At 37.8% G+C, this 18,126-nt stretch carries 20 protein-coding genes; 9 read left to right on the forward strand and 11 right to left on the reverse strand.

Annotation, left to right across the window (positions count from 1 at the left end; genetic code table 11):
* Position 1 precedes the first annotated feature (1 nt).
* Positions 2-703 carry a sulfite exporter TauE/SafE family protein gene (locus DN064_RS04710; protein WP_115461477.1) on the forward strand — a complete coding sequence of 234 codons (702 nt, stop codon included), beginning with the start codon at positions 2-4 and terminating at the stop codon, positions 701-703.
* A 70-nt stretch (positions 704-773) separates the two neighbouring features.
* Here DN064_RS04710 and DN064_RS04715 read toward each other — a convergent pair whose 3' ends face one another.
* Positions 774-1,607: a universal stress protein gene (locus tag DN064_RS04715; protein ID WP_115461478.1), complete on the reverse strand. Its 834-nt coding sequence runs from the start codon at positions 1,605-1,607 to the stop codon at positions 774-776.
* Between the two features lie 11 nt (positions 1,608-1,618).
* Positions 1,619-2,983, reverse strand: a complete 1,365-nt coding sequence (gene hemN / locus DN064_RS04720) for an oxygen-independent coproporphyrinogen III oxidase (protein WP_115461479.1) — start codon at positions 2,981-2,983, stop codon at positions 1,619-1,621.
* 147 nt (positions 2,984-3,130) lie between these two features.
* Here hemN and DN064_RS04725 point away from each other — a divergent pair, with 147 nt between their 5' ends.
* The 3 genes from DN064_RS04725 to DN064_RS04735 all read left to right on the forward strand — a co-directional run bounded on the left by DN064_RS04725 (position 3,131) and on the right by DN064_RS04735 (position 5,448).
* Positions 3,131-3,550, forward strand: coding sequence for a YdeI/OmpD-associated family protein (locus DN064_RS04725; RefSeq protein ID WP_115461480.1), 420 nt, complete (start codon positions 3,131-3,133; stop codon positions 3,548-3,550).
* Positions 3,551-3,613: 63 nt separating this feature from the next.
* Positions 3,614-4,210 carry a superoxide dismutase family protein gene (locus DN064_RS04730; protein ID WP_115461481.1) on the forward strand — a complete coding sequence of 199 codons (597 nt, stop codon included), beginning with the start codon at positions 3,614-3,616 and terminating at the stop codon, positions 4,208-4,210.
* 68 nt (positions 4,211-4,278) lie between these two features.
* Positions 4,279-5,448, forward strand: coding sequence for an LETM1-related biofilm-associated protein (locus tag DN064_RS04735; protein ID WP_115461482.1), 1,170 nt, complete (start codon positions 4,279-4,281; stop codon positions 5,446-5,448).
* On the opposite strand, the gene DN064_RS04740 is transcribed toward DN064_RS04735, so the two are convergent.
* From DN064_RS04740 to DN064_RS04770, 7 genes are read right to left on the reverse strand one after another with little or no spacing between them, the layout of a single operon-like run.
* The gene (locus tag DN064_RS04740; RefSeq protein WP_115461483.1) at positions 5,445-6,206 is read right to left on the reverse strand and encodes a LytR/AlgR family response regulator transcription factor; all 762 of its coding nucleotides are present in this window, start codon (positions 6,204-6,206) and stop codon (positions 5,445-5,447) included. The genes DN064_RS04735 and DN064_RS04740 overlap by 4 nt on opposite strands.
* The gene (locus DN064_RS04745) at positions 6,206-7,339 is read right to left on the reverse strand and encodes an amidohydrolase family protein (RefSeq protein ID WP_115461747.1); all 1,134 of its coding nucleotides are present in this window, start codon (positions 7,337-7,339) and stop codon (positions 6,206-6,208) included. The genes DN064_RS04740 and DN064_RS04745 overlap by 1 nt, the downstream gene beginning before the upstream one ends.
* A gap of 5 nt (positions 7,340-7,344) precedes the next feature.
* Positions 7,345-7,698 carry a 2TM domain-containing protein gene (locus DN064_RS04750; RefSeq protein WP_115461484.1) on the reverse strand — a complete coding sequence of 118 codons (354 nt, stop codon included), beginning with the start codon at positions 7,696-7,698 and terminating at the stop codon, positions 7,345-7,347.
* Between the two features lie 4 nt (positions 7,699-7,702).
* The gene (locus DN064_RS04755) at positions 7,703-8,041 is read right to left on the reverse strand and encodes a 2TM domain-containing protein (RefSeq protein WP_115461485.1); all 339 of its coding nucleotides are present in this window, start codon (positions 8,039-8,041) and stop codon (positions 7,703-7,705) included.
* A gap of 9 nt (positions 8,042-8,050) precedes the next feature.
* Positions 8,051-9,406, reverse strand: a complete 1,356-nt coding sequence (locus DN064_RS04760) for a histidine kinase (RefSeq protein ID WP_115461486.1) — start codon at positions 9,404-9,406, stop codon at positions 8,051-8,053.
* An 11-nt stretch (positions 9,407-9,417) separates the two neighbouring features.
* Positions 9,418-10,041, reverse strand: a complete 624-nt coding sequence (locus DN064_RS04765; protein WP_115461487.1) for a tetratricopeptide repeat protein — start codon at positions 10,039-10,041, stop codon at positions 9,418-9,420.
* 13 nt (positions 10,042-10,054) lie between these two features.
* Entirely contained in the window at positions 10,055-10,474 is a 420-nt protein-coding gene (locus DN064_RS04770) for a DUF2141 domain-containing protein (protein ID WP_115461488.1), read from the reverse strand.
* Positions 10,475-10,695: 221 nt separating this feature from the next.
* On the opposite strand from DN064_RS04770, the gene DN064_RS04775 reads away from it, so the two are divergent.
* Entirely contained in the window at positions 10,696-11,508 is an 813-nt protein-coding gene (locus DN064_RS04775) for a LytTR family DNA-binding domain-containing protein (protein WP_115461489.1), read from the forward strand.
* A 118-nt stretch (positions 11,509-11,626) separates the two neighbouring features.
* Complete coding sequence (locus DN064_RS04780) at positions 11,627-12,610, forward strand: S41 family peptidase (RefSeq protein WP_115461490.1); 984 nt, start codon at positions 11,627-11,629, stop codon at positions 12,608-12,610.
* A 45-nt stretch (positions 12,611-12,655) separates the two neighbouring features.
* On the opposite strand, the gene DN064_RS04785 is transcribed toward DN064_RS04780, so the two are convergent.
* Together DN064_RS04785 and DN064_RS04790 are read right to left on the reverse strand one after the other, a co-directional pair.
* Positions 12,656-13,588: a peptidylprolyl isomerase gene (locus DN064_RS04785; protein WP_115461491.1), complete on the reverse strand. Its 933-nt coding sequence runs from the start codon at positions 13,586-13,588 to the stop codon at positions 12,656-12,658.
* 84 nt (positions 13,589-13,672) lie between these two features.
* Positions 13,673-15,874: an ATP-dependent DNA helicase RecQ gene (locus tag DN064_RS04790; protein WP_115461492.1), complete on the reverse strand. Its 2,202-nt coding sequence runs from the start codon at positions 15,872-15,874 to the stop codon at positions 13,673-13,675.
* A 74-nt stretch (positions 15,875-15,948) separates the two neighbouring features.
* On the opposite strand from DN064_RS04790, the gene DN064_RS04795 reads away from it, so the two are divergent.
* The 3 genes from DN064_RS04795 to DN064_RS04805 are packed head-to-tail and all read left to right on the forward strand — an operon-like array spanning position 15,949 to position 18,103.
* Positions 15,949-16,932 (forward strand): KpsF/GutQ family sugar-phosphate isomerase, encoded by a 984-nt coding sequence (locus DN064_RS04795; RefSeq protein WP_232827385.1) that lies wholly within the window; start codon positions 15,949-15,951, stop codon positions 16,930-16,932.
* Complete coding sequence (gene tatC / locus DN064_RS04800) at positions 16,933-17,751, forward strand: twin-arginine translocase subunit TatC (protein WP_115461494.1); 819 nt, start codon at positions 16,933-16,935, stop codon at positions 17,749-17,751.
* 1 nt (position 17,752) lies between these two features.
* Positions 17,753-18,103: a carboxymuconolactone decarboxylase family protein gene (locus DN064_RS04805; protein ID WP_115461495.1), complete on the forward strand. Its 351-nt coding sequence runs from the start codon at positions 17,753-17,755 to the stop codon at positions 18,101-18,103.
* Positions 18,104-18,126: the final 23 nt, after the last annotated feature.

Raw genomic sequence — 18,126 nt, forward strand, 5'->3', positions numbered from 1 at the left:
AATGCTCTACTCTGCGCTTGTTTTGGGTTTACTTGGAAGTCTGCATTGCATGGGCATGTGCGGGCCTATCGCCTTTATGCTACCAGTGAATAGAAGTAACTCATGGGCTAAGGCGGGGCAGATTGCCTTGTACCACCTTGGTAGAATCTTTGCCTACAGTATCATAGGATTGGTATTTGGGCTCATTGGCAAAAGCCTTTACATATTTGGTATTCAACAGCAATTATCCATTGCTATTGGAGTTCTAATGATTGTTCTTGTTTTAATACCAAACCGTCTGGCAGGCAATCTTAGGATCGCACAACCCATTTATAAAATCATTTCAAGAGTCAAGTCCAATTTAGGAACTGCCTTAAAGAAACGTACGCCAGACACTTTTTTAACCATTGGATTCTTAAACGGGTTCTTACCATGCGGTTTGGTATATATGGCCGTTTTTGGGGCGATTGCCATGGGCAATTTAGCCGAAAGCTCATTGTACATGGTCCTTTTTGGTATTGGAACTATACCTCTTATGACTACAGCCGTTTATATAGGTAAGTTTCTCAATTTCAATATCAAAGCCAAAATCCAAAAGGCCATACCCCTATTTGTAGTCATTATTGGAGTCTTATTCATTTTAAGAGGACTTGGTTTAGGAATTCCATATATATCGCCCGCTCCTGTTGTAGAAATGGTTGATTCAGCTATAGACTGCCATTAAAAAAAGCGCTAGATCTATCGTTCTAACGCTCTTCTTCTACGTAATCAATTTGTAACTTGTAATAAGTAAATTATATCTTGAAAGTCATCACTGGCAAGGTTGAATGATTGGCTAAATCCTCAGAAATACTGCCTTCAAAGAAGTGCGCTAATCCTTTTCGTCCATGGGTTGCTACAGCAATAAGATCTGCGCCTATAGCATTTGCAAAATTTAGTATGCCCTTCTCTATTGAATAGTCTGATACCACATTAACTTCATTAATACTATCCAAACTTCCTTCCGCCTTTTTTAGGAACAATGAAACGCGCTTATCAATTTCGGTGGAACTTCTAAAATTACCATCTGGTGAATTGACATATACCAAATGCATCTTCGCACCAAGCTTCTTAAACGTTAATTTAGCTTTTAGATACGGCATTATTGCCTCTTCGGAGAAATCGCTTGCAAAGACACCATTTTCAAAGTCTAATAAGATGGGGTTGTGCTTAATAACAAGCACAGGTATATCCGCATATCGCACCACTTTCTCGGTATTAGAACCAACCAACACCTCTTTAACACCACTGGCACCATGAGATCCCATAACTATTAAATTGGCATCGTGATCCTTAGCCACCTCATTGACCTCACTAAATACTTTAAAGTGTTTGACGATGGGGGTCACCTTAATCCCTTCCAGATAATCCTTATTCAGGAATTCTTCAAAACGCTGTTCGGCTAGTTTATAATAAAAAACCGCCTCTTCATTAATAGCATTTCCGGCAGTAGTTAGAATAGCGCTAGACAATTCTAACATGTGCAGAACTAAAAGTTCTGAATCATATTTCCTTGCCAGGTTAGCAGCAGCCTCCAGTGCAAAATCTGAATGCTCAGAAAAATCAATTGGTACAATAATGCGTTTCATAGGTAAAGTATTTAAATGGTCATAGAAAATAACTGCGTATCAGGTTTTTTACGCTGTAATAGGAGGTCGAAAGCCATACATATATTTCTTATGAATGGTCGTCCTTTTTTAGTCACAAGGAGTGTATTTGCTTCAAAATAAAGCAACCCGTCATTTTTAAACTCCTTTAATTGCTCGAGTACATCAGGTAATTCAGCAAACCTAAGGTTTTCAGAATTCCATGACGTTTTAAACTGACACATTAAATTAAGAATGTGCTGTCTTATAATTAGATCTTCATAAGACAGTATATGCCCGCGAAAGACCGGGATTTTGTCAATATCCAGTAGCCTGTAGTAGTCCTCAATGGATTTGGCATTTTGGGCGAATCCTTGCCAACTGTCGCTTATAGATGAAGCACCTAAACCAATCATAGCATGACTTTTAGCGGCGGTATATCCCATAAAATTTCGATGTAACTCGCCATTATAAATGGCTGTGGCTAAAGAATCTTCAGGTAATGCAAAATGATCCATACCTATCTCCAGATAACCCGATTGTATTAAATCTCTTTTAGCCAACTCATATTGTTGACGCTTCAATTCTGGTGACGGCAAATCAGCATCTTTAAAGCCTCGTTGTCCATTACCTTTAATCCAGGGTACATGCGCATAGCTATACAAAGCTATTCTGTCTGGCATGATTTGCTTTGTATAAGCGATGGTTTGAGCCAAATCTGCCTCTGTTTGAAATGGTAATCCAAATATTAAATCGTGCCCAACAGAAGTATATCCAATGTCTCTAGCCATTTGGCTTACCTCAGCAACCTTGTCAAAAGTCTGTATCCTATTAATTGCTTTCTGAACCGTTGGACTATAGTCCTGAACACCAAAACTAACACGTCTAAAGCCTAAATTGTATAAGGTACTTAGATGCTCCCTGGTGGTATTGTTGGGATGGCCTTCAAAACTAAATTCATGATGCTCCGCTAATTCAACCGTCTCTAATAATCCAGAAATTAAATGTTTAAGGTTATCAGGAGCAAAAAAAGTAGGGGTACCTCCTCCTAAATGTAATTCCTTTAAAAGTGGTCGCTCACCAATTAAATCCTGGTATAAAGACCATTCCTTTAAAAGTGCTTTGATATATGGCAGTTCTACATCATGACGCTTTGTAATCCGCTTATGACAACCGCAAAAAGTACAGAGGCTTTCACAAAAGGGTAAATGAATGTAGAGACTAAATCCATCTTTTGCTGAATCACCTCTAAAGGCAAAACGCACAGAATCCTCCCATTTTGATCTGGTAAAATTGGCCTCATCCCAATAAGGAACGGTTGGGTAACTCGTGTACCGAGGCCCTGCCACATTATATTTTTGAATTAGATTTTGGCACATACTTCTAAATATCAATTCAAAATTACAGCTATGGACTGCTAAAAAATATGATATTTGTCACGTAGAATCCTTTATTTTCAAATGCTTAGAAGCGCTCTTACAGAAGTGACACTGCTGGATCAAATGTAAATTCTCATACCAAACGAGGTGGTTAGGCCTTTTATAGAAAGAGGCCAAAGCCGAGTTAAAATAATAGTCAGATTTGAATCACAGCAGATTGAATATCACGCTGCTATTAAAAAATTCAATGAAGATAACTATGTTACCTATTTTAGTAAAGCCAAGCAAAAGGCTTTAGGTGTATTCTTGAATGATTACTTTACTCTGGAACTCATTGAAGATTCCAGTAAATATGGCGTTGAAATGCCAGAAGAACTTGGGGCTGTTCTTATGAGTGACCACATCGCCAACGAACTTTTCGAACAATTGACCCCTGGAAAAAAAAGAAGTCTTATTTATAGTATTTTAAAAATTAAGAATCCTGACCTTAGGATTTCCAAGTCCTTGAATTTTTGTAAAAATATTAAGCTTGGTGTAACGGATCAAAGGTCATGGTTAAAGCCTTGAATTGCTTATTGCAGAACTTTTGATTTATGGTTAACTTTAAACCATTAACAAAACCACTAAAAAATGAAATTAAAAAGCATCTTATTAGCCGGAATACTTGTCAGTTCTGTATTGTCTTGCAAAAGTGATAAGAAAACCACCGATACAGAGAAGGTTATTGAAATAGAAAAGGAAGTTAAGAAAGAGGTCGTGGACGGCACTTTAAAGGAAATGAGTATGACTATTTCTTTGGAGCCAAAAAGCGATTCGCAAGTTAGTGGAACTGTTACATTTGAGGAAAAGGATGGATATGTTTCAATATTGGCTCATATGACTGGACTGAGTGCAGGAACTCATGCTATTCACATTCATCAAACTGCTGATTGCTCATCACCAGATGGAAAATCTACTGGAGGCCACTGGAACCCAACTGCACAACCACATGGAAAATGGGGAGATGCAACTGGCTATCATAAAGGCGATATAGGAAATTTTGAAGTTGGTGAAGATGGTAAAGGAAAAGTTTCAATGATGACAGATGAATGGTGCATTGGTTGCGGTGATGACAACAAGGATATTCTAGGTAAAGCGATCATAGTCCATCAAGGGGCTGATGATTTCACCTCACAACCATCAGGTGCTGCTGGAGCACGTGTAAGTTGCGCTGGAATTATAGAATAATTTAATTTGCACATAAGAATTAAGCTGCCGTATAGCAGCTTTTTTTAGTTTTATACCAAATTTAGATTATGAATCCTTCTGCCAGTGGTTGGCTTAAAAAGTTATTAGCCATTCTAGATGAATCCATGCTTTGGAATCTGGATGAAGCCTTGTTTTACCGTCAACTAAAGGCCACAGGATTTATCTATGGTAGTAATATCAGCCTTTTAGAAGAACAACTGTCTTATTTAGATTTATCAGAGGAAGAGACCTGCAAAGCAAATATGATTACTGGCTTGTATTATTTCTACAAGCAAGAACATTGCGATTTAGATTTTGCAGAATCCGTATTCAAATTCTACAAGGCTATTGACGGTCATAAACAGTCTATTTTCTCAGAATTTCTTGGTGGAAATAGTGCGCAGACCTCAGTTGAGAAGATTATTCATCAACGTATTCATATAGATGGATTCCTAATTACTAAGAACTTCAATTATTTCCTGATTAATGCACTCTTATTTACAGACATCTTAGCGTTTAACTACTTTTTAAAAGGACACAATAACCTTAAATCCTATATGAATAAGTATGAAGCAGCGCTTGAAACTGTTGTATTTAAAGTGTTGAATTCTAAGTCTATAAAAACAAAATATGACCTCAGCCTTATTAAATTATTTGAAAGCTCAATGCGCTTTCAAAGTCATATTGAAATAAAGAGTAGTTACATCCCGCAAATTGTTAAAACCAATCTGGAAAAGCAATATTTAATCGATGCTGTTTGCATGGCTTCTTGGAGTGACACTTATATTGACAAGGATGAATACGCCTATTTAGCTCAATTGCGTCAAACACTTAAAATTGAGACTTCGGTAATTGAACAATCCATCGATGATATAAACGCCTTTTACAAAAAGCACAAAAAGGATATTGCCTTTCTGAATCATCGCAATTTGGCACAGAGTTTTTATGATAATAGCAGTAATCTGGTCATACGATTAATAAAACGTAATAGTAAACGACTGCTCAAAGAACTGTCTCAAAGCAAAGAAGCCATGGTACTTCTCACAAAGTCTACGCAACGCCCACTTACGGAAACAGAACAGAAAATAATACAGACCCAATTATTAGACATTTTTAAAAGCATTCCAAGTTTAGCTATTTTTCTATTACCCGGAGGGATGTTATTAATGCCGCTGTTTATCAAATTCATACCTCAGCTTTTACCTTCAGCTTTTGACGATAATCGTATGGACAATTAAGGCTGTTCCAACCAGGTTTTAAAAGCTTTGACCCGTTCTCTAGCTACAATAACCTCCTGTTCATTAAAACTATTGAGTTTAATCTGGAGCCTAGAGTTTGTATAACTGATCATGTCTCTAATAGCATTGATATTGACATAGAATTTCCTGCTTATTCTAAAAAATAAATGGGGCGCCAATTCGTCTTCTAATTGATCTAAAGTCATGTCTAAAAGGTAATTCCTCCCATCCACAGTATGCGCGTAGGTACCTTTATTTTCACTGTAAATACACTCAATATCATCCACATGAATGAGCTTTAAATGCTGTCCTACCTTAACAGAAAAACGTTTTTTAAACTCGCGTTCGACTGGGTTAACCAATAACTTTTTTATAGAGTCAAAATCCAAGGTTACATTTTGAGGTTGGGGAGCACGACTTGTATACTGCTCTACAGCCTTTTTTAGATCGTCTGAATCTATAGGTTTAAGCAGGTAATCAATACTATTCAACTTAAAGGCTTGCAAGGCATATTCGTCGTAAGCTGTTGTAAATATGATGGCAGACTTAATATCAATGGTTTCAAAAATTTCAAAGGATAAACCATCACTAAGTTGTATGTCTAAAAAGATCAAATCAGGATGGGGATTGTTCTGAAACCAATCTAAAGATTCTTCCACTGAATGCAGCATGACTTCAACTTCCAGTTGCTGTTCTTCAATCATTCGTTTTAGGCGACGTGCAGATGGTTTTTCGTCTTCAATAATGATTACTCTCATTACTTTACTATTTTTCCTTGCTTCCAGATACGGTTAATGGAAGCGATGTTATTAATGTTTTCAACTGGACTACCATCGAGTAGTATCAGGTCTGCCAGGTAACCTGGTTTTACAAACCCACGTTTGGCAATTTTAAAGCTTATAGCCGCATTGCTTGTAGCCGATTTAAGCACTTCCAGATTAGAAAGTCCTGCTTCCGACAATAATCGAAGTTCTTCATACAAATCGGTACCATAATTGATTCCTAAATTAGGTGGATCTGTCCCAGCAACAATGGGTATTCCCGCCTCGTGTAGCATTCTAATTTGATTTAAAAGCGCCTCTTTGCTCAAATACTCCCAGGACTTTTCACCCATGGATTTAAAGGCTTTCAAAGTAGTGAGCGTCGTTGGTATAATAAAAAAGTCTCTACGCTTTAGTGCCTCTATATCTTGAGCAGACAATTCCTTATCCCACCAAATATGGACTAGTGCATCGGCTCCGTGGTTTAAAACCATTAAGGCATCATCTAAACGACTCACATGAACAACAGCCAATTTATCGGCCTTATGTGCTTCAGTAATTAAGGCTTCAACTGTTTCAGAATTCAGCGTTTTTTTCCAAGGTTCAACTATGATCTTAACATAATCAACATTAGCTGCAACACGATCGGCCACAAACTTCTTAGCCTCCTCAGGAGTCGTTAAGGTTGGTGTTGGAAAACCATATTGTGTCCCATGACCTTCGGGAACCGTAGCGGCTGCGCCAGCAATATAATAATTAGCGTATTTCGTGGAATCATTTAATTGTTTCATCTGATTTTGAAAACGTTCGATCCCGTGCATGTCCATAACATTTAAAACACCAGCATCTGCTGCTTCCTTCAATGACTCGGGACTCCAAGCATGAACGTGCGCATTAATCATGGCCGGCATTAGAAACTTTCCCGTTCCATCAATTAGACGTCCATCTACATCGCCCAAAATATTGCCAATGGCCTTGATTTTGTTGCCTTCAATAAACACCGATGTGTTTTCCATGATACGCTCCCCATCAAAGACAGTAACATTTTTAATAAGAGTCAGATCCTGGGCTGTGATAAGACTTGAAAAAAAGCAAAGAATGATGGACGCCAAAGACAATTGTAAACGCATAGTTATTAGTGATAGTCTTTCCACTTATCCTGATCCTTTTTCATGTATTCATCAATTTTGCGCTTTTCCCAATCCTTACCAAACATAAAATTAGGACCAAAAACTCCAACAAAGTGAAAGAACAAACCTATCCCCCAGAAAAAAGCTGTGGACCAGGCCCCAAAACTAAAATAACCTCCGTTGGAATTGGATCCAATTAAAATGATTAAGAAGGCATTTACTACTATATAAACAGCCAGGTGCCAGTAAAATCCTTTTAGGTCATCAACCTTCTTTTTTGCACGGATATAAGCATCCTCTCGTCTAAAGTCTTTTGAAACCTTATCCTGATCGTAAGGTTCAATATTATAATTTTCCATAATTTTACACGTTAATATTCTGCTCTTTTTTCATCTCCTCTTCAACATACTGTTCCAGTTTTCTAGATTCCCAGTCATAGCCAAGCATTAACGGCAATCCCATAACTCGGAAAGTGTGAATAAGCATAAACACCCCCCAAATAATCCACACTATAAAGGTATCCAGATTAAATATGGCTTCTTCCCAGGAGCTACCACCTCTGATATAAAAAGCTACTTTCACTCCTGATATCATTAGATTAGCCAAAATATACACCAGTAAATGTGTGTAATAGGATCTTAACTGAGACACTCGGTATTTGGCTCTAATAAAGCGCTTGTCATTGCTATTTAGTTGTTTCATAACCCAGTATTAGTTCCAACGGTTTTGCTCTTCTTTACGCATGTATTCTTCGATTTTGCGTTTCTCCCAACTTGCCCCTAAAGCTCCATCGTCCACAAAAACTCTATAGGCTTGAATGATCAGACTTAAACCCCAACCAATTGCTGGGAACCAAAACCATTGAATGGTAAATCTCGAAAAAGTGTACCAGATATATACTAATAATGGAATAACCACTATATAGGATATTAAACTGTAATAAAAGCCCTTTAATTCTTCAACACGCTTTCGGGCTCGCACATAAGCATCGTCGATTTCTTGTTGACCTGTTGTTAAACGTCTCATAACGGCTATAGGTTTTGTGAGCATAGGAATGGCAACTGCAAATTCCTTAGCCCCTTGATTAATCATAACTTGTTTTTGCGTTAGTAACTGATAACGCTGTTTAATATTACTTAGCCCAACACCACTACTCTTTTTAACTATTTGCTTGGGCTGAAGATTATTCATCACAACGAGAAAACCACCTTCCTCGTAAATTTTGATGTGTAGTGGCTTACTAGTTGTTACCATGTTGTGCTTTACAGCATTCTCAAGTAGCAATTGCAATGATAATGGCACTACTTTGCTCTCTGGATTGGAGGCCGATTCTGGGATATCAAAAATGATACTGTCCTCAAATCGCATTTTTAACAAGGACATGTATGTCCTGGCAAAATTCAACTCCTCATCTACAGTCACCAACTCTTTGTTTTTTTGCTCCAGTACATACCGGTATACCTTGGACAATGAAGTAGTGAATTTCTGTGCATTATCTGGATTCTCTTCTATTAAACTGGTTAATACATTTAAACTATTAAATAAGAAATGAGGATCCAATTGATTCTTAAGGGCATCAAACTTAGCACTAGCTGTGCCTGCAATTACCTTTTGTTCTTTAACCTTGTTCTTTTGAACTTCCTTATAGTAGTAAACGGCATGAAAGAATAACGAAATAACCAGGGTTATCAAAAGAGCACTGAAATAGTAAGCCGTACGTTCACCATTTATGAACTCATTAAAGCTTTCTCCTTCTAATACAATTTCAATAAAGGCCCTTACAAAGAATATAGTTATCAAGGTCAATACCACCGATCCAGCGAACCCAATAACCAATTTGTATTTTGCGTATTTGGTCCAAACCTCTTTCCGGTATAAAAAGTCAAAGAATTGAGAATTGACAAGACTTAATGGCACCGAATAAATAACATAGTAGAGTAGCATTTGCAGAAGGCTCTCGTCAAAAAAGATATGTCCACCAGAGAAAAAGCGTATACTAAAATCGACTATGGTCAATACCATACCAATGATAACCCCTGATACTATGATTTTAGAAATTCGTTTCATTAAGTGTCTCTTTATTGATTACAACTTGCCATAACATTTTTAGCATGCTCCCTTCCCCAATCAGGATGGAATTCACCATCAACCTCGTAGGTGTCAAATAAGGCTATAGCTTGTTTTACTTTTTCACAATGTGGTGTTGGGTCCTGCCCAAAATATCTGGCACTACCCATATCCCATTCTGCTTTGCTTAATACTACCCTCGGATTTCCTGGATCTAAGGACTGGGCCTTTTTATAAATCTCTGTAATCTTTGTGCTGTATTTCATACCATAGGTCATACCGTCAAAAGCAATCCAATTGGTATAAATCTGGGCTTGTAAAATCATCAATTCAGGATTATCTGGTGACAAAGCATTAGCCGAATTTAAATGTTCCTGGGCTTTATCCAATTGTGCTTTTAAGACAGCTTCATCCTTAACGTTCCAACTCTTTAAAATATTAATTTGAGTTACATAGTAATGCGGTACCCAATTGTCTTGCTCAGCATTAGCAATACGTTCAAACAAATTAGCTGCCTGGTCCCTTTGGTCGTTCATCCAAAGTTCAAATGCCTTATTCATGCCTTGTTCATAATTACCTTGCGCAACGCTGAGAGTGCTAAAAATAATAGCTATGTATAGTGTTATAGTCTTCATCCTAAATCGTAATTTAATTAATGGTTATTGAAATTGATTCGGTCAGTTCAAACTTAGCGTCTTCCCATTTTGGTGGGCCCATAAAACCTTTGGCATTGTTAGAACAACCGTAACCTTCTTTTGGTATTCCCATAAAATTAGTATCCATCTTATCATTATCATTGGCGTCATGTATGTAGGATACTGCATAGGTACCGCTGGGAACATTATTAAATACTACTTTAGTGGTTTTGTCCTTAATGACACCAACCTCACCCATGAAAGTGTCTTCCAAAAAGTCCTTTTCTGTATTGTACAAACCAACCAATACTTTTCCGTCATCGGACTTAAGGTTCTCAATAGTCACCTCTATGCTGTAGGTATTTTGAGCAACTGTTACAGAGGACATAACAGAAAATAGGTAAATCAGTAGATATTTTGTTAATAGTATCATATCGCTTGGTTAAATGTTGATACAAATATCCTTCAAGGTTACAGTAAATAAAAAGCGGAAGGACCCAATTGTAATATTTTTAGGATGAACTGTAAGTTACTTGAAATTAAGGAATAATTGAAGTAGCTTTCTTCAATTCTTTAAACCGTAATTTTTGCAGCAGTGGACTGGGCTTTGTAAGTTTGTTCGGCCCTACATAAAGGGCAATATTTCACAAAACAATGCAAATCAACAGAAGCATATCCTATACACATAGCTGGCGATCTACCCTATTAATTTGCTTGATCCTTTCGGCCGTTTTTAGTTTTATACTAGTCTTTTTACAGCCCTTTGATACTTATGATGTGCAAATGCCTTATAAAAACTTAAAACTAGTAGGCTATGCCATTCCCATTACAATTTCAATACTTGTGATACATATATTTGAGAACAAGTGGTTCGCCAAACAACAAAAATGGCTGCTCTGGAATGAGCTTTTTATTATGGGTTTAGGACTTCTGCTCATAACATTCCTCTCTTTTATTTATCTCAATAATTTTGTCAACAAAGATGCTTTGCCCTTCACTGAGTTTTTTACGTGGTTACAGGTGTTTGGTTTGCCATTTGCCCCATTGATGCTCATGCTGTGGGCCTATCTCAGATTTCGCTTTAGTAAAATAGAAGTAGTAGAATCAAGCAAAATTAGTACCTCACTGACACTATTAGGAGATAATGCAAATGAAGTCTATCATTTCAATTGGAATCACTTTTTATTAGCTAGAGCTCAATCTAATTATGTCGAAATTATTACATCTCCTGGAGATGAAATTCCAGTTGAAAAAACACTTATTCGTTCGTCATTGTCTAAAATAGCACCCCAGATTCCACAAGCCCTCCAAGTACATCGCTCTTATTTAATTAATAAAGATCGTATTTTACGTTTGGAAGGTAATAGCCGCAAAGGCTGGTGTTTTATTAAGGATTATGAAGACTCTGTACCCGTTTCTCCAAAGCACTTTAAAGCCTTAAAAATTTGGCTTCAAAATCGTCCCTGAAACTACAAATTCATCCCTAATACTTCAATATTAGCACTAAATATTCAGCTTGGTCACATTAATTTGTAGGGACTATTCTCAGCCTGTTGTTTTGTTGAAAACTTAAAACATTCACAAAATGAAAACACTAGTATTATTATGGATCAGTTGCTGTAGCTTTTGGTCTCCAAACACAGTTATTAACCCAGAAAGAGAACAATTATTAGATAAGATCTTCCAACTCCTCGAAGAAAATATTGCCAATCCATACTGGCTTGAAACAGATTCCTTTATAGAATTTAAGGAGGACTTATACTCTGATAAAGTTATGGAGATGAGCGAGGATGAATTTATTCAATACTTCAAGGAAGTAAGGCACAATCTGGATTTCTCACATATAGATTTACGTTCTAAAAAGTATAATAACAAATACAGAACTGGTAATAATGACCCCGTGATTGAGTGGAAAGCATTAAACAGTAAAACTGCTTACCTGAGAGTGAGAACTTTTGTTACAGATGCCAGCCCTATGGTAAAAGCCTTATCGGAAATAGGTATGGATCAATACGAAAATCTAATCATAGATTTAAGAGACAATGGTGGTGGTAGTCTAGATGCCCCAGTAGTTTTGGGCAGGTTTTTAACCCAAGAATCTATTGATGCAGGCGTCTATTTAAATAGGAGTTGGTTTGAAAAAAACAAACGTGCAGCCACAGCCGAAGATATAAAGTCCTTTCCTTTCTTAACAGATTTTACCTTTAAAGGTATTTCTAAAATGTACAGTAGTACTGATGCCTTTAGAATGGTGTTGCCACCTCATAACCAACCGGTATATCAAGGTAAGGTATACGTATTAATCAACTCAAACACCGCTAGCGCCTGTGAACCTTTAATAGATTTAGTTCAGAATAAAGGCATAGGAACCATTATAGGCCCACCCTCTGCTGGTAATATGCTATCAGGAGCCAGTTTTAAGATTGATGACAATTATCAACTATTTCTTCCGATTGCGGATTATCAAACTGGGGATGGAAGACGACTCGATAAAGTTGGTGTGATCCCTAAACACCGCGTCCGCTCTGAAGAGGCTTTGGACTATGTATTAACTGAGTTGATCAAATAAAAAAAGCACCCTGTCGGGTGCTTTTTTTATTTATATCTATCAATCTTACTTGACATCCATCAATTCCACATCAAAGACTAATGTCGCATTAGGAGGAATAACTCCACCGGCACCAGCAGCCCCATATCCTAAGTCGCTAGGAATTACAAAACGAGCTTTATCACCTACTTTTAATAAGCCTATTCCCTCGTCCCATCCTGGAATTACCTGACCAACACCTACCTGAAATTGTAGGGGCTGATTTCTTTTATAAGAGGAATCAAATACAGTACCATCGGCCAATTGTCCTTTGTAGTGTACCGAAACGGTTTTTCCTTTTTCTGCTGGTTGACCATCACCATTTTGGATCATTTGGTAACGCAACCCGCTGGTTGTTTCTTCAAAACCAGCAGCTAGCTTGTCTAATTCTGCTCTTCTAGCCTCTTTTTCTGCTGCCAATCTTTTTTCTCGAGCTCCTTCAAAGGTTCTAAATGCTTCCACAGCATTAAATTCTTCAGCAGCCTCTCCAACTCTAATAATCTCAACCGAATCCATCAGATCACCTTGCGCAACAGCGTCAACAACCTCTTGTCCTTCAACAACTTTTCCAAAAACTGTGTGCTTTCCATCCAACCAAGACGTCTCAATATGAGTTATAAAAAACTGACTTCCGTTGGTACCTGGCCCAGCATTGGCCATGGACAAAACACCTGGTCCATCATGCTTCAGGTCTGGATGAATTTCGTCATCGAATTTGTAACCTGGATTACCAGTCCCTGTTCCTTGTGGACACCCACCTTGTATCATAAAATCAGGAATGACCCTATGAAATTTAAGCCCATCGTAATATGGATTTCCTTGAGGTTTGGCCGAGTTCTCTAAATTACCTTCAGCCAAGGCAACGAAATTTCCAACTGTACCTGGGGTCTTCTCAAATTCCAAATTTAGTAGTATAGCACCTTTTGAGGTGTTAATCTTTGCATATAAACCGTCTTGCATAATATCTTTTTGATTTAAGGCTGCAAAGATAAGGAAACTAGAAAGATGATTATAGGAGGATGCCTAGAGATTACAACAGTTAAATTAATTTGCCACCTCACTCATAAACTTAAGACGGTACAGACGTAGTTCTTCATCATCATAATCACCATCAAACTCATCAATAGCATCTGATATTTTATCGGTTTCTGATTCCATGAAGTATTCGTGAATCTCTTCCTGTTGATCTTCGTCAAGAATGTCATCAATCCAATAATCGATATTTAATTTGGTTCCTGAGAATACGATGGTCTCCATTTCTTTAATAAAGTCTGGCATGTCCATTCCCTTAGCTTGAGCTAAGTCAGTGAGTGGTAGTTTTCTATCGATATTCTGGATAATGTACAACTTTAAAGCAGAGTTCATTCCGGTTGATTTAACCACTAATTCATCTGGACGCGTTATATCATTTTCTTCAACATAGTCTGCAATTAATCCAACAAAGTCATTACCATACTTTTTAGCCTTGCTCTCACCGACTCCATGAACTTTAGATAATTCTTCAATGGTAACAGGATACTTTAAAGCCATGTCCTCCAAAGAAGGGTCTTGGAATATAACAAATGGTGGTACACCTATACGTTTGGCATTGCGCTTTCTCAAGTCTTTGAGCATTTTCATCAAATTCTCATCTGCCACTCCGCCGCCACCTTTGGCATTTGTAATGATGCCATCATCAGCTTGATCCAGATACACATGGTCCTCAGTCATCATAAAACTACTAGGGCTTGTAATGAATGATCTGCCTTCTTCTGTGAGTTTCAATACCCCATAAGACTCAATATCTTTTCGTATCAAATCGACAACTAGCATTTGTCTGATCAAGGCCATCCAATGCCGAGGTTCTTTGTCCTTGCCGTCACCAAAAAATGGCTGCGCATCTGTCTTATGACTACTTATAAGCGCATTGGCATTACCTGTGATGACTTGTACCAGATCTTTTGACTTATATTTCTCTAAGGTTGATTGCACTGTTTTTAAAACCACCAAAACATCGTCTTTGGCTTCTTTTTGTGTCTTTGGATGACGAACATTATCATCCATATCACCACCGTCGCCGGTTTCATTATCAAACTCCTCACCAAAGTAATGCAGTATAAACTTTCGGCGCGACATCGATGTTTCAGCATAGGCCACCATCTCTTGTAATAGCGAATGTCCAATTTCTTGCTCTGCTACTGGCTTGTTAGCCATGAACTTTTCTAATTTTTCTATATCCTTGTAGGCATAAAAGGCTAAGCAGTGTCCTTCCCCGCCGTCTCGGCCTGCTCTGCCTGTCTCCTGGTAATAGCTCTCAATACTTTTGGGAATATCATGGTGAATTACAAAACGCACATCGGGCTTATCGATTCCCATACCAAATGCAATTGTTGCCACAACAACATCCACATCTTCCATTAAAAACATGTCCTGGTGTTTCACTCGAGTTTTAGCATCGAGCCCAGCATGATAAGGAACCGCTTTAATTCCATTCACTTGAAGCACCTGAGCGAGCTCTTCTACACGTTTACGACTTAAACAATAAACTATACCTGACTTACCCTCATTTTGCTTGACAAAACGAATAATATCAGCATCCACCTGTTTAGTTTTAGGACGGACTTCGTAATAAAGATTAGGCCTGTTAAATGATGCTTTATAGGTTGTAGCATCGGACATTCCAAGACTTTTAAGAATATCCTCCTGAACCTTAGGGGTTGCTGTTGCCGTTAGTCCAATAATTGGAATGTCATTACCGATGCGTTTCAATATTTGGCGCAGATTGCGGTATTCTGGTCTAAAGTCATGACCCCATTCACTTATACAATGTGCTTCATCGACAGCCATAAAGGAAATGGTAACAGAGTTTAAAAAATTAACATAATCCTCTTTGGTCAGTGATTCTGGAGCTACATATAACAATTTAGTGACACCATTACTAATATCAGCCATAACTTGCTTCACCTCCCCTTTATTTAAAGATGAATTAAGTACATGGGCCACACCATGATCGTCAGACACTGCTCTTATGGCATCCACTTGATTTTTCATTAAGGCAATTAATGGAGAAACCACAATTGCTGTACCCTCTTTAATAAGAGCTGGTAATTGATAACAAAGTGATTTACCACCACCCGTTGGCATAATTACAAAGGTGTTCTCACCATTGATGACACTTTTTATTACCTCTTCCTGAAGTCCTTTAAATTGTGAAAAACCGAAGTACTTTTTTAGCTCGGAATGCAAGTCAATTTCTGCTGTGCTCATTAAATCCCTTTTCCTAATTTATGGTTACCTTTGCGCGGTATGTTTAAAGATAAGAATTTCTTTAAACTATTATAATGCAAAAATCACAAGTTTTGAACAGTATGTCCGCAATTCTGGATCAGGCAAAGGACACCATAGCCATGGAGGCTAATGCCATATCAAATCTCAGTAATTTGATTACTAAGGATTTCTCAGATGCCGTAGAACTTATTTACAACTCAAAGGGACGAGTTATCATCACGGGGATAGGTAAAAGCGCCATCATTGCCAATAAAATTGTCGCCACACTGAATTCCACAGGTACTCCATCTGTTTTTATGCATGCCGCTGATGCCATACATGGAGACCTTGGATTAATCCTAGAGGATGATGTGGTTATTTGTATTTCTAAAAGCGGAAACACCCCTGAAATCAAAGTTTTGGTTCCTCTTATAAAAAATGCTAAAAATCAAATGATTGCCATTACGGGTAATCCTGATTCTTATTTAGGACAGCAGGCCGATTTCGTATTAAATGCCTATGTGGAACAAGAAGCGTGTCCTAATAATTTAGCTCCAACAACAAGCACCACTGCGCAATTGGTTATTGGGGATGCTTTGGCTGTTTGCCTGCTGCATCTAAGAGGATTTTCAAGCAAGGATTTTGCCAAATACCATCCCGGTGGAGCTTTAGGAAAACGATTGTACTTAAGAGTTAATGACCTCTCCTCACAAAATGAAAAACCTGTAGTGAGTTCTGACACTCCTTTAAAGGAGGTAATTGTGGAAATCACTAAAAAGATGCTTGGGGTTACGGCTGTTGTCGATAATGGCATCATTAAAGGTATCATTACAGATGGCGACCTAAGACGTATGTTAAGCACCACTGATGATTTGACACGAATTATCGCATCGGACATTATGAGTGAAAATCCAAGAACAATCGATTCAGACGCCATGGCCGTTGATGCCAAAGAGCTAATGGAAGAATATGGAATCTCACAACTTCTGGTCACATCTAATGACAGATATGATGGTGTTGTTCATTTACATGACCTAATAAAAGAAGGCATACTCTAGATGGCTAAAGTTGATGTAAATGAAATGTCTTTCCTAGATCATCTGGAAGACTTAAGATGGCATTTAATTAGAGCAACACTTGGCGTATTTGTTGCGGCTATCATAGCCTTTACAATGAAGACCTTTATTTTTGAAGTGGTGATTTTCGGCCCCACTGAAATGGACTTCCCCACTTATCGATGGTTGTGTGCTGCTGCCAATAAAATTGGAGTTGAAACTACGTTTTGTGCGGCAGAACTTCCATTTATTATTCAAAACAGGTTGGTAGCGGGGCAGTTTTCAATGCACATTTGGACATCCATTTTTGCAGGGCTCATAATAGCATTTCCTTACGTTCTGTATCAAGCATGGCATTTTATTAGTCCTGGCCTTAAAACTAACGAGCGTAAGAACTCAAAGGGATTCATCGTAATCGCCTCGCTACTATTTTTTATGGGGGTCCTTTTTGGTTATTATGTCATCACACCCCTGTCATTGAATTTTTTAGCCAATTATACCATTAGTTCAAAGATTTCAAATGAGTTCGATGCCAGTTCGGTAATAGCTATTGTGAGATCCTCATCACTTGCTTCAGGGCTCGTGTTTGAGCTTCCCATCATTATATACTTTTTAACTAAGGTTGGACTAGTAACACCTCAAATTTTGAGAAAATATAGGAAGTTTGCACTAGTCATCGTCTTAATTCTGGCGGCTGTAATTACTCCTCCAGATATTGCCAGTCAGGTAATTGTTGCTATACCTATTTTAGTTTTATATCAGGTAAGCATTTACATTTCAGCCATAGTTGTTAAACGTCAAAAGAAAGAATCCTCATCCTAGTATGTCAAATATTGTAGAAGAATTTAACGCCTATCGTTCTAAGATGAACGATAAAATATTAGCAGATAATAATAAAATCATTAAACGTATATTTAATCTGGATACCAATGCGTTTCAGGAAGGTGCTTTGGATATTAAGACCAAAGAACTTCTAGGGCTTGTAGCCTCAACGGTTCTGCGATGTGATGATTGTGTTAAGTACCATTTAGAAACCTGCTATAAGGAAGGGGTTTCACGTGCAGAAATTGCCGAAACCTTAAGTATAGGAACCTTAATTGGTGGTACTATAGTTATCCCACATTTAAGGCGTGCCTACGAATTTTGGGAAGCACTTGAATCTTCAGAGGAATAAATCGTACGATTTTTAGTATTTTT

Source organism: Winogradskyella aurantiaca (assembly GCF_003362725.1).
Taxonomy (GTDB): domain Bacteria; phylum Bacteroidota; class Bacteroidia; order Flavobacteriales; family Flavobacteriaceae; genus Winogradskyella_A; species Winogradskyella_A aurantiaca.